Here is a 13,418-nt window from a genome sequence, read left to right as displayed (position 1 = left end):
AATATTCCCCCTATCTTTATTCTTTCTTAGAATATTCCCATTTAAGAGATTATCCTTCTAGCACCTATTAATCTTCCGTATAGTACATATAATGTCCGCGAGGAAAGTAAGAAGCATTCATAGCAGGGATCCCACCAAAACAACTAGCGAACCGTTTGCATAAATCCATATTTCTCCCTAATAAAGCATTAATGCAGTTTACTAGTGAAAAAATCAGCCTCTTTTCAACCTCGCTAAGGGTACTATACCTCGAATTAAAGATGTTGAATTTTAAGTATATTACGAATAAATCAAAAAATCAATAAACCGATGAGTACTTTTTCACAAGATAGTATTTATTTGCTAATCAATTCGATCTAGATACTAGGTAAAAAGGAATAATTACCTTTTTAATGTAAAATGACTCCCGACTTGCAGTGTTTTTTCAAACACATTTATACCAGTATTCATATAAGTTCGCTCACCCGCCTTTTTTCTAAATATTCTAATAATTCGAGCCAGGTCGGTTGCTAAGGCCACGTTCCTAGCAAACCATTTACTAACAAACATTAAACTTTAGTAGAATAACATTTTTTCTCCATATAATATTCAGGTCTTTTCAATCACACCCCAAATAATGGATAATAACTATGTAGGAATAGTGATATTCCTTCAATTCCTCACCTTAAGTACGCGTCAAATCCAATGATAATGACCCTTCTTCATTTATGATTAAATAAATATAATGACACGAAAAGCAAACAAATGCCTGTCACCTTTTTCACATCCAATGGGATCCGTACGCCTCCAAATAAACCGAAATGGTCAATGACTGCCCCAATCAGTATCTGGCCTGCGATAACCCCGGCCAATGCTGGTGCCACTCCAATCTGAGGGACGACCAATACCATCACAATGACATAAATAGCCCCTAAGAGTCCGCCTATCAATTGCCATTTTGGAACAGACGCGATGGCAGATATGTTTCCATTTCCCGCGAACAAAACAATAAATAATAAAGCGAGTGTCCCGATTCCAAAAGATATGAAAGAGGCTTCAATAACTCCCACTTTTTTCCCTAGCCCACCATTGATTTGACCTTGTATGGCAATGGTGATTCCGCCTAGGACCGCAAGCAACGGAAATAACATCTTCACAATGATTTTGCTCCTTTTTATGTCCATCCGGACTGATTAATGAATCCTTATTCTAATATTAACATGAAAAATATGTATATTGTCCTTTAGTGATATAAATTGATCCTAACGGGAGAGAAATGCCACAAATAAAAACTGGCCCAATTGGCCAGCTGCAATGTTCTAATACTAAACTATAATCTATTTGATTCCTGAATAATTTGTTGTCTTAACTGGCAATACTCTGAACTTAACAAGGAAAATACCAGTGCATCATGCGATTGATCCCGAAGAAATAGATAACTTCGAAGGGTGCCTTCCTCTTTAAATCCAAATTTCTTCAATAGGTTTCTGGATGCAATATTATCCTTGAAAGTTAATGCCGCAATTCTGTTTAGTCCCAATTCTTCAAAGCAATAGCGCAATACTTCGTTAACGGCTTCAGACGTAAAATGATTCCTCCAATATTCGGGATGGATTTCATAACCTATTTCGGCCCGTTTGTTCGCAAGGCTCAATTGGTTCAGGCCAACAGTACCGATGAATTTGCCTGAATCCTTTAAAATGACTCCCCACCGCAGCCCACGTTTGTTTATATAAGCACTTTTAAACGAGTCGATTAAGCGGCGGGCATCTTCAACTCGGGTTAAACTTTCTATACCATCATATTTGGTCACTTCATCTTTAGAGAGAATTTCAAACAGACTCTCAGCATGATGGTGACCTATTTCGATTAAACGCAGCCTTTCTGTTTCCAATTCCTTTAACCACATCGAAGTATCCCCCCGGTATATTCAGTTGTCTACTTTATTCTATTCTTGAAGAAGAGATACCTGTCTCAGTGGACAATACTTTTTGAAAAATTCCTTTCCTTAACATACAATGCCGAGTCTTCATGTCCTCCCTTTGTAATCAAATCCCTGATGATTTGGGAGAGGATGACACTGTAAACCGTCCCATTACCGCCATAACCTAATAAGAAATAACAATTAGGATGGTTAGGATATATTCCTATTGTCGGTAAACCATCATGGGTCTCACCAAAAAAAGCTCCCCAATAATAATCAGCCCTGACCCGATTCTCTAATTCTGGAAACAAATTGATAAGCTGCTTCAATAATTTATCTCTTTTGTTCAAAATCATTGAATCCCTCTTCTCCAGATAATTGATAGATTCATCAAGACCACCAATGATAATTCGATTGTCAGGAGTTTTTCTTGCATATAAATAAGGCCGTGCCGTTTCCCAGATCATCATATTATCATGCCATTTAGCTTGATCGGCTATTTGATTTGTTGTTATGGCATATGAACTGAGGATCACTGCATTTTTATCCTTCACTTCTTCTTGGGCTTCATACCCAGTTGCGAAGATTACTGCCTGTGCATGTATCGTGTGTCCGGTTTCAGTAAATAACTGGGTTTTATTCTCTTTTAATATCTTCCCATTGATTTTCGTTTTTGAATAGACACGTACGCCTTTCGAAAATGCCTTTTCAATCAATAAATGTGCATGTTTATAAGGATTGATTTCAGCATCATTACCTGTAACCAGCGCTCCTTCTTTTGAAAACAAAAATTTTCGGCCAAGCTCTTTTTCAGTATAATATTCAACAGGAAAATTACGGGATTTAAGATTACTATATTCTTCTTTAAGCTTGGAAACATCCTCTGGATTGGATGCAAAGTACAAACTTTTTCTAATTTTAAAATCCGGATTTTCCTTTAAATTTGGAACAACCTCTTTCTCAAGGGTCCGAATGGCGTCCAAACAAAGCTGAACATGTCGTGTCCCAGCTTCTTCTCCAAAACTATGGATGAGGGAAGTTAATGTTTTATCATTTGAATACTGTAAAAGTCCAGTATTCGCAAGCGTACTTCCTTCACTTATATCCCGTTTATCGATAAGGACGACATTCAGACCCGTCTCTGCCAAAAAATAGGCACAGTGCGCCCCCGATGAACCACTCCCTACTATACAAACATCACATGAAAGATCCTCTTCCAAAATTGGATATTTTCTAGCTTCAAATGTATCTTTCCAAAACATTTTCCCTGCCTTTAAATCCATACAAGCTCCACCCTTAGGATAATTTATTAGTTCCATATAACTATATCGTTTTGCTGCTATTATTATTTACCCTGACAAACATGGCCTTCAAACGTAAAATGATTCTTTTTCTACATGAAATAATTCTTCCAATTTATCAAAAAGCCCTATGATTTTGGTTATCCTTAACACACTTCCAGGTTATATGGACCCTTAACATCAGCTTCCCATTCGATACCTTTTCCCCATTCCAGTAAGGAATGTTAATGAGCTAATTTTACACAAAACTATTTTTATAGCATACTATACTTCCAATCCAGATATTCTACTAGGAGGAATCAAAATGAAGAAAATCATCCTTTTATCAGCACTGTCGCTATCCCTATTAGCTCCAAAAGTTGCTCTGGGAGCCAATACTTACGAGGTGGCAAAAGGAGATACCTTAACGAAAATCGCTACTGAATATGATGTCAGTATTGACGAATTACTTAAAACGAACTCTGCTATAAACGATGCAAACCAAATTCGAATCGGACAAATCATAAATCTTCCCGCTTCCAACACCACAGTTAATCGAGAAGAAAGTCAATCAGTTGAACAGCAGGTCCTTAGTTTAGTGAACGAAGAACGGTCAAAACAGGGCATCCCTTCCCTTAAAATGGATACAGCCATTTCTCAAGTAGCAATTCTGAAATCCGAGGATATGCGAGATAGTAATTATTTCAATCATACAAGCCCCAGTTATGGATCGCCTTTCGAAATGATGAAATCCTTTGGGATCAGTTACAAGTACGCAGGGGAAAATATCGCAGCAGGTCAACCTAGTGCGGATGCTGTCATGAAATCTTGGATGAACAGCCCTGGACATAAGGCTAATATTCTGAACAAGAACTATACACATATTGGAATTGGGCATGTGACAGGAGGGAAATACACCCACTATTGGACCCAGCAATTCATTGGAAATTAAAAACGTTAGAGGCGGCAGATTGCCGCCTCCTTTTTTTATCCTTATATTCCAAATCTAAAGCTTGCTATTATCCTTTATTAGAAACTCCAAGCAAAATATGCGGGAACCTTTCACTTTATTTAGAAAAATGCAGTTTCCACATCAAAAAAATGTCATTCCAGAACATATGTAAAGTAGTTATATCATACTATCTTTCAATTATCGTACTTATAAAAATTAAATTATGTTAAAATAGAATTCAGACATAGGTACAAAGGGGCAATTGTAATGAAAATAGAGGTTGGCTCTGTTATCAACGAATTACGAATAAAACAAAATCTTACAAGAGAAGAACTGGCTAAGGATATATGTGAACCTAATGCCCTGTCGGATTATGAAAGAAGCATTACTTCTCCAACCATTGATGAATTGGCACTTTTTGCGGTTAGACTTAAAGTTGACCTGCCGTATTTCTTCACCACCAAAAATGAACCGATTTATAATTACATAGAAACCATTAAACTTTTGATTAACAAATACAAACGCACACGTAATTTTGAAGCAATTTATGAAATCGTCCAAAAAGAAATGGCAACTGCACCGGAAAAATCGATATCGTTTTATCAATTCTTGAAATGGCATGAAGGTATCTCTTTTTTTTATTTGTACAATGACAAACAAAGGGCTATAGAATTATTGAATGAAGCCATTCAGATTACCATGGGTAAACGGGTCATTCTTCATCAACAGGAGATAGAAGTTTTAAATAGTATCGGAATTATCCATTTTAAAACGAAGAATTATGAAGAGGCCATCAACATTTTCAATGAAGCACTGGAGTTTATCGAGAATATTCCCCATGTGAATCAAGAAGGCACCATTATCTTGAAGATCATTCATGGATTGGCCCAAACATTGAATGAACTTCATTATTATCAGGAATCATTGAATTATACCCTTAAAGGGATCAACATTTGTAATTCGATAGAATCATTATATTTATATGCGGAACTCCATCTTTTAACTGGTAAGAATCTTGTTCATCTTCAACAACCTGAAAATGGACTGCACTATATAGAACAATCCAAGAACCTTTTCAGTCTTCAAAAAAACGAAGAATTCATACGAATTGCCGAACATGAATTGGAAAGCATTTTGCAATGCTTATGAACTTCTATGGATAAAAAAAGATAGAGATTGCTTTGAAAAAAGCAATGCTCTATCTTTTTTTATCATTGTTTGTCCTCACTTACTCTACCAATTTTCAGAATGCTACTTTAAAACAATCATTACACTTTCAATAGCTATCCTAATTCAGCTATAATAAAAGAATGTAACCCAACTGGAGGAAAAAAAATGTCTAATAGATTAGGTTTATTGCTTGACGTAGAAACAACCGGTTTACGTCCCTCTTCAGATGAAATTATCGAGCTTGCTCTTATACTCTTTACATACAGCAGTGAAACAGGGGAAATTATTAATCTTATTGATCAGGAATCTTTTTTAAGGGAGCCCCTCTCCTATGGAGCAAGAAGGAATTATGATCAAGCGTATAGAATTCATGGAATTCCATACAGCTCCGTAGAAGGAAAAAGTTTTCATGATGAAAAAGTTAAATCCTTCATTTCCCGTACCGATTCGATTTTCGCACATAATGCTTCTTTCGATAGAAGTTTCCTTTACCAAATGTATCCGGAAATCAATGATCAGAAATGGTTCTGTACGATGCGGAATGTACCTTGGAAGCAATACGGATTTGAGAATGGTAAACTCTTAACATTATTGCAGGCACATAATATCACAAATTTCCAAACACATAGGGCTATGGACGATATATCTTACCTAATGGAACTCATGAGAAAACCAGGACCTTCTGGCCATCCTTATTTAAAGGAAGTCATTGCAAAAAATCCAATGAAGAAATATGCACCTGCTTCTCAAAAGACAAGGGTATAGCTGATTGCATAATTACCTCATTGTACAGGCTGCACCAAACAAAAAACCGTTTTATTGCAAATTGCCCATTCCACGAGAACAGGAATGCATATCTTTACGATGGATGTTATTTTAGGGGCACTTTCATTTCCCTGCATTTCACTTATTACCTGATATTTATCAAAAAACAGCGACCCATGACGGGTCGCTGTTTTTTTTGACCATTATACAGTTGCTTCTTCCTGTTTTTCATTTAATGCACCGTTCAATTTCTTATACCGATAAATAAAGTAAAGAAGTGATAATATTAATGCGACAACGAGGAATATGGCCAATATGCCAAGATTATGCCACATGAAGCTATAATCTCCTGTTGAGATGACTGCACGGAAAGCATTAATAGAATATGTCATCGGTAAGAACGGTGTGAATCCTTGCAGGAAGCCAGGAACTAATTCATTCGGGAATGTTCCGCCACTGCTGGTCAGTTGAAGAATCAAAATCAATAATGCTATGAACCGGCCAGGATTGTCAAAGGCCGAACCCAGGAACTGAATGATTGCCATGAATGTACAGCTAGCAAGAATGCTTACTGCAAAAAATAGCGGCAGGCTCGTAACATTGATTCCAAGACCTAAAATTAAAATCGAGTCCACCAATATGGCTTGACAGATTCCTATGAGTGCCATGACGCTGTATTTACTAATAAACCAGCTAAATCCACTCGCGGGTTTTACAGCAGGATCTTTTAACGGGAAAATGATCGTCAGAACGATAGCCCCGATAAATAAACTTAATGAAATTAAATATGGTGCAAAACTAGTGCCATAGTTCGGGACATCATTAATTGGTAATTTATCCACTTTAACTGGGCTTGCAAACATGTCATATACTTCATCATTGGACTTTATCTTGCCTGCTTCGTCTGCCCCATCACTTAATTCGTCATGTAATTCTGCAGATCCATCTGAAAGTTTGGCGATTCCATCTTGTAACTTAATGGCTCCATTCGCCAGTTCTCCCATTCCGCTAGTAAGGCTGGATGAACCTTCCTTCAACTTATCCGTTCCTGTAACCAGACCTTTCGAACCTTCGGAAAGCTGTGAGGTTCCACTTGATAATTGCTTGGAGCCATCTTCAAGCTGATCAAGCCCGCTTACCAAGTTATTGCTGCCTTCGGTTAACTGTCCAAGCCCACTTTGTGCAGAATCTATACTATCACCAAATGTTGTCAAGCCAGATACCAATTGACCTTGACCATTTTTCAGTTCATTCGCCCCATTGGCGAGTTTATCCTGAGCTTGCTTCAATTGAGTGAAACCGCCGCTTATTGCACTTGTGCCTTCACCTAACTGATTAGCTCCAGCACTAAGGCTATTTGAGCCCTTAGCAATTTCAGTTGCACTTGCCGATAGTTTACCTACTCCTTCAGATACTCCTTTACTACCTTCACTGATGCGGGTTAGAGAAGTGATCACTCCCTCCAAACGCGCTTTCTCTGCAGGATCATCCGTAGCTTCTGATTGTTGTTTCAATCCGGAAATAACCTCATCCAAACCTGCCGAAACTTCAGATGCCCCAGCTTTTGCTTCGTTCGATGCTGCACTCCATTCAGACAATGAACCTGAAAGTTGGGAAGCCCCATCAGCTACACCATTTGCTCCCTCTGTCAAAGCGGGCAGCTTTTCTTCGATTTGATTGAAGCCCTCTAAAGACTGTTGCAGTCCAGAGGCCAATTCACCAGTACCCGCTTCAGATTTCTTGGCTCCTTTCAAAAGCTCGGATTGCCCATCTTTCATCTGTCCAACACCAGAGCTAAACTGTTGTAACCCTTGATTGAGTTCTTTTGATCCTGCGGCTGCCGAACCGACCCCATTCGAAAAGGTCAATGATTTTTCAGCTAATTTTTCCAGGTTTTCATGGATTTCGACAGAACCTGAATGAAGGGAATCAATTCCTTCATCGACTTTTTTGGAACCTTCTTTAGCAGAGTTAATTCCTTCACCAAGTTCATTTGATCCGTTCTTCACTGTATCTGTTCCATCTTTCAATTCTCCAGCTCCATCACTGGCACTTTTGAGTCCGTCAGCCATTTCGTTCAAATTATCGAACATTGACTCCGCATAGGTTTTCGTAACGGCTGACGAAACCTCCCCTTTAATTTTCTCCGAAGCTGCGTCACCTATTTTTGTGGATATATAGTTGAACCCTTCATTGGACGTATAAATTAAATCAAGTTTTTCCGGATTGTCCTCCTGTAAGGTCGTTGCATTTTTGGAGAAGTTCTTCGGAATTTCTATTTTCATGTAATAATCTTGTTTTTCCAGGCCTTCATTTGCTTCTTTTTGACTGACAAAATGCCAATCGAAATCCTTCTTTTCCTTTAACTCCTTGACTAAATCTTTTCCTATTGTAAGTTCCGATTCATTGAACTCCGCACCCTCATCCATGTTGACAATGGCAACAGGCAATTGGTCCACCTTCCCATATGGATCCCAAAATGCCCACAGGAAAGTGCCGCTGTATAATAAGGGAATCAGTATGATCCCTATTATGGAAATGAGTATCATAGGATGTTTTATTATGGCTAAAAATTCACCCTTTAAAGATTTTAACACGCCTACCAAGCCCTCCTATACGACGAATATGCCGTTTATTTAATCTATCTCGGTGAAAAACGGATTGAAAAATACATATTTAACTCATTTGCTTCTGCAATATATATTTAAAATTCACTATCTTAATCTTTAATATATATTTACTTTTCACGCAAATAATAACTAATGACTATATTGTTCATTCGGTCATTATCACGAAAATAATATAACATTTTTCCATTCTTTTATCAATATTTTTTCACTGTCTTACATCCTATATCTACTATTTATCCCTCCTGTTTAAATTGCCTCTTAACTGATTAAGACCTTAGCATCGGCTGATAAAATCCCCTCTATTTTTCATGGCAAAAAAGGGCATCCATTTTGGATACCCTTTTAATAAGGTATATAAGCATAATTAAATGAAGCGCTTACAAATCATTTTGTTATAATGCCTTTTAATTTTTCCGCCTGTCCGTTCAGTTTCTTTAAGGATTGCTGATATTCTTTTTCTAATTGTTTAATGATGCCTGCGGCGGTATCTATTTTTTTAATCGCCCCCACACCATGACCCGCTGACCAAATATCACGCCACGCTTTAGATTCAGATGATTTGGACATGCTGTCAAAATCGACTTTTTCTTTTTTGGCTAATTGTTCCGGGTCCAATCCTTCCTTTCTGATGCTCGGTTTCAGCATATTACAATTAACTCCTGAAAATGCATCAGTCAAGATGATGTCATCATGATCAGAATCGACAAGCATTTCACGATAATCATCATTTGCCCTGCTCTCTTTCGCCACGATAAAACGAGTACCCATATATGCAAGATCCGCTCCTGCAGCCTGAGCTGCCAAGATACTGTGACCAGTACTGATGGATCCGGCAAGCAAAATGATTCCGTCCCAGAATGTTCTTACGCTGTCCACGAAAGCAAAGCTATTTATTTCACCAGCATGACCACCGGCTCCCGCAGCAACCAAGATCAATCCGTCCACACCTGACTCCGCAGCTTTTTTTGCAAAATCCACGGAGCTGACATCCGAAAAGACCAACCCGCCATAGCTATGTACGACATCAACCACCTGTTTTGGTGAACCTAATGATGTAATGACGATGGGAGGCTGATGCTTTTTGACCAATTCCAACTCTTCTTCAAGACGGCTATATGTACGGTGGACAACCATATTCATTGCCCATGGAGCAATCTTTGAGCCAGGTTCTTTATCCTTTGCTGCAATCAATGTATCGTTTATATCACTCATCCATTGATCCAACACCTCAATCGGCCGCGCATTCGGTGCTGGAAAAGAGCCAATCACCCCATTCAAGCAGCATTCTTTCACTAACTCAGGACCCGATATTAAAAACATAGGTGCTGAGATAACTGGTAAAGATAATTGATTCCACCATTGTTCAGGCAAACTTCTTGTCATCTATGAAACCTCCCATTTTAGTATATTACCAAAATATAACACTACAATATTATCATACTTCTAAAATACACAATTTTCAAGAAATTAATTCAGCAGCTCAATTAACTTGTCATGAAACGCCATTTCAATAAAAAAACTGTATATGGCTACATCCCATATACAGTTTCGATTCAATTTGAAAGCGCCCATTTACGAATGGCCTTGGCCACACCATCTTCATCATTTGTTGCTGTAACCCAATCTGCCTTTTCTTTCACAATTTCTTGGGCGTTTCCCATAGCCACACCCACTTTTGCATCAGAAATCATTGCAAGGTCGTTAAGGCTGTCACCTACAGCCATAACATTATCCATCGTAATATCGAGCAATGAACATACGAGCTTGATCGCTTTCGCTTTATTAACGCCCATGGCATTCACTTCAATATTCGTTGGGCTAGAATTGCTTATTTCAAAGTTTCCTTTTGATGCCAGTTCATCCATGATGATTTGGCGGATGTCATCATCAGTTGTATCAAAACCGAATTTAAGCCATTGCGAATCATGGATTTTTTCAGGCATTTCAGCCCTGTAAATATTATCGCAACTAATCGCCCAAAAATGTGTACCGTGTTTTTGGCTTAATTCCCACATCCATTGTATGGACTCACTATCGACGACATTCCTTTCCACCAGTTTTCCTTGATTATCGTATATTTCGCTTCCGTTTACGGTAATGAGGTATGATTGGAGTTCCATTGACTTTGCAAAATCACTGCATGTCGCGTAGGATCTCCCTGTGCTCAATACAACAAAAATCCCTTGATTTTCTGCTTCTTTTATCGCTCTCCGATTTTCTTTTGATATCTCCCCATCCTTATTGAGAAGCGTGCCATCCATATCAAGTGCAACCAGCTTAATATCTTGTTCCTTCATTCTTATTCACCCTTCCATAATCCTTCTTTATGTAACTAAGTCCATGATAGCTTATAATGCATACGTTAGGAAAGTACGTGAATAATTGAACAGGCATTGCCATTCGTTTTCATGATTTTTATAATCCACCAAATATCTTTATCCGGCCACTTTATATTCTGCCAATCTAAACATCCTCTACTCCCTTTCTTTTTTCATTTCATTCAATTCTTTTTTTAGCTGACCTTCCCATTTTGGGATACCATCATTTTCATCAAATTCTATAATGACATCCGTTACTCCTCTTTCCTTGAATATCTCATTAAACAACCGATCTTTAATGTCATCCGCTTGGGCGATTGAAATATGGGGATCGAGTTCAACTTCAAGTTCAACATGAAAGTCTTCTCCTTCTTTTATTACGGCAAGTTTCTGTATATCCCTTACGTCTGGATCATCCATGACCATAGTTCCAATTTTTTGTCGCATTTCAATATCGGCTTCCCCAAGAGCACCTGCAGCATTATCAAGAAATACCCTACCAACCACATAGAACATCCCGAGACCGATCATGACGGAAGCAACGCCTTCAGCTTGGATGAAGGGCGTGAAGTTTGCTAATAAAATGGCAATTATCGCTAGTACCCCACCACCGGTTGCTACCATATCTTCCATGAATACTAATTTCGTCGCCGGTTTTGCTCTTTTTAAACCAGCGAAGCTCTTAAATATGATGGCTGCTCCTTTAGCTTCGATTCCAGTCTCATGCACCACTTCTTTCATCGCTTTAAATAATACATATGATTCCAACACAACCGCTAACGAAAGGACCGACAAGTTAATAAGGATACCAGTTGATTCTACAGGGTGCAAAATGTGATGGAATCCTTCTTTAATCGTTTCATAAGACATGATCCCGACAACCAACACTGCCCCTAATAATACGAGGTTAACCAAACGTCCAAAACCATCTGGGAATCGATCAGTTGGTGACTTTTTACTTAGTGCGGATCCAATAAATACGAAAAACTGATTCGCAGCATCGCCCAAAGTATGTAAAGTTTCAGCAAACATGGCTACATTGCCTGTCATGAAATAAGCAATCCCCTTTAGCACAGCGATGATACTATTCACACAGGCAGCAATGAACGCCGATTTATTACCTTGTTTTAATAACCGAAATAACTCTTTCATATAAAAACCCCCCTTATATTATTATAAATCCATTATCATAATGTATTATCCCCAACACTGGAAAATATGAAACCACATAAGCCAAACCCTTATCTATACGATTGGTAAACGAATATATTCCAGGAATGGACCCATCTATTCTAATAAGTTCACATGAATGCATTCATTCCTATTGAAAACTGATTAATCAACAAAAAAGGGAGTAAGCGGCGGCTTACTCCCTTTCGCAAGAACTTCTGCGTTAAGCTTACATCTCTTGTTTCACTAACTTAGATGGATTATTAACTTTATATCGTATTTCTTTATTGTATTTTTTGTCGACCACTTTTCCATCAAATTCGATTGCGTCCCCTTCTTCGAGCTCAGCTTTTTTTAATGTCTTGCTATATCCACACCAAGCATCGCCGATAGTCAATGCAGGCTCCGTTGTCACTTTGACATTCTCCAAGAGTATGACTTCATCTTCTTCACCAGTGAAATGGTTCATTTTCGCCGTAAACTCCTTGACTGTTGCGGTGAAATGCACTTTTTCCCCAGGTAAGTCCAATTTAGGTTTTGCAGTCGCCTTTTTAGTTTTGGTTTTTGCTTTTTTTTGTTCTGCACTTAGCGGATCGGAGTTTTCCGTAATTGGTGCTTCCATCACCTGCTCAGTTTCACTTGAATCTGCGGATGTTTCTGAAACCGGCCCACTCAACAATTCTTTTCCGAAACTGTTGCTTTGCATTTCCTTTAAATAGGAAGGGTGAATGCAACTAAGCTTACCATTTTCAAATTCAACAACTACAGTGTCAAGGCCGTTTCCATATTGTTCATAACCTGCCAATTTAACTTTAGCTTGAAAACTACCGCTTTTATATAATAGTTCTCTTTTTACCGAACGGGCAGTGAATAATTTCCATTCCAATCCTTTAGCGATATAGTCCGTATCATCTAAAAAAGGGATATACTCTCCTTTTGGTGCAATATAATGAATCAATTCTTCAGCTGAATTTCCAGCCACAGTCACCACTCCTAATCTTTTCTATAGATTATATTCTAGCAAAGGATTTCAAAGTTGCAAATGAATGAGTATCATGATCACAGTCTGCACTAAAAATCAGCCAGACATGAGAGTAATAGAAAACCGTTTATATACAAATTTCTCACGAGTTTTTCTGCGAAATAATTACCATCCTTTTGGACCTAGCAAAAAAGCTGCTCACTAAGAGCAGCCCTTTAATAACAATAATAAATCTTTGTCGCATATGT

11 protein-coding genes are annotated in these 13,418 nt (G+C 38.2%); 3 read left to right on the top strand and 8 right to left on the bottom strand.

Translation table 11 applies throughout. From position 1 onward, the window contains the following. Positions 1-701: 701 nt before the first annotated feature. The 3 genes from ACQKFG_RS08935 to ACQKFG_RS08925 form a co-directional block, all read right to left on the bottom strand. A complete protein-coding gene (locus ACQKFG_RS08935; RefSeq protein ID WP_349728337.1) occupies positions 702-1,136 on the bottom strand; it encodes a DMT family transporter in 435 nt (144 codons plus the stop codon). A gap of 173 nt (positions 1,137-1,309) precedes the next feature. Further along, a complete protein-coding gene (locus tag ACQKFG_RS08930) occupies positions 1,310-1,888 on the bottom strand; it encodes a GNAT family N-acetyltransferase (RefSeq protein ID WP_427558016.1) in 579 nt (192 codons plus the stop codon). Positions 1,889-1,953: 65 nt separating this feature from the next. Next, positions 1,954-3,186, bottom strand: a complete 1,233-nt coding sequence (locus tag ACQKFG_RS08925; protein ID WP_427558013.1) for an NAD(P)/FAD-dependent oxidoreductase — start codon at positions 3,184-3,186, stop codon at positions 1,954-1,956. Between the two features lie 322 nt (positions 3,187-3,508). Between ACQKFG_RS08925 and ACQKFG_RS08920 the strand changes: the two genes are divergently transcribed. The 3 genes from ACQKFG_RS08920 to ACQKFG_RS08910 all read left to right on the top strand — a co-directional run bounded on the left by ACQKFG_RS08920 (position 3,509) and on the right by ACQKFG_RS08910 (position 6,070). Next, positions 3,509-4,135 (top strand): CAP domain-containing protein, encoded by a 627-nt coding sequence (locus tag ACQKFG_RS08920; RefSeq protein WP_427558010.1) that lies wholly within the window; start codon positions 3,509-3,511, stop codon positions 4,133-4,135. 267 nt (positions 4,136-4,402) lie between these two features. After that, entirely contained in the window at positions 4,403-5,284 is an 882-nt protein-coding gene (locus ACQKFG_RS08915) for a helix-turn-helix domain-containing protein (RefSeq protein ID WP_427558007.1), read from the top strand. Between the two features lie 186 nt (positions 5,285-5,470). Then, the gene (locus ACQKFG_RS08910) at positions 5,471-6,070 is read left to right on the top strand and encodes an exonuclease domain-containing protein (protein WP_427558004.1); all 600 of its coding nucleotides are present in this window, start codon (positions 5,471-5,473) and stop codon (positions 6,068-6,070) included. A gap of 203 nt (positions 6,071-6,273) precedes the next feature. On the opposite strand, the gene ACQKFG_RS08905 is transcribed toward ACQKFG_RS08910, so the two are convergent. The 5 genes from ACQKFG_RS08905 to ACQKFG_RS08885 form a co-directional block, all read right to left on the bottom strand. Then, complete coding sequence (locus tag ACQKFG_RS08905; protein WP_427558001.1) at positions 6,274-8,667, bottom strand: YhgE/Pip family protein; 2,394 nt, start codon at positions 8,665-8,667, stop codon at positions 6,274-6,276. A 417-nt stretch (positions 8,668-9,084) separates the two neighbouring features. After that, positions 9,085-10,083, bottom strand: a complete 999-nt coding sequence (locus tag ACQKFG_RS08900; RefSeq protein ID WP_427557998.1) for an NAD(P)H-dependent flavin oxidoreductase — start codon at positions 10,081-10,083, stop codon at positions 9,085-9,087. Positions 10,084-10,253: 170 nt separating this feature from the next. Next, the gene (locus ACQKFG_RS08895; RefSeq protein WP_427557995.1) at positions 10,254-10,997 is read right to left on the bottom strand and encodes a Cof-type HAD-IIB family hydrolase; all 744 of its coding nucleotides are present in this window, start codon (positions 10,995-10,997) and stop codon (positions 10,254-10,256) included. Positions 10,998-11,174: 177 nt separating this feature from the next. Then, positions 11,175-12,170 carry a cation diffusion facilitator family transporter gene (locus tag ACQKFG_RS08890; protein WP_427557992.1) on the bottom strand — a complete coding sequence of 332 codons (996 nt, stop codon included), beginning with the start codon at positions 12,168-12,170 and terminating at the stop codon, positions 11,175-11,177. Positions 12,171-12,417: 247 nt separating this feature from the next. After that, complete coding sequence (locus tag ACQKFG_RS08885; RefSeq protein WP_427557989.1) at positions 12,418-13,170, bottom strand: hypothetical protein; 753 nt, start codon at positions 13,168-13,170, stop codon at positions 12,418-12,420. Between the last annotated feature and the right edge of the window lie 248 nt (positions 13,171-13,418).

It is taken from the genome of Peribacillus sp. NPDC076916 (assembly GCF_050269675.1).
Taxonomy (GTDB): Bacteria; Bacillota; Bacilli; order Bacillales; family DSM-1321; genus Peribacillus; species Peribacillus aracenensis.
The sequence above is the reverse complement of the archived record's forward strand: the minus strand, read 5'-3'. Positions and strand labels throughout refer to the sequence as shown.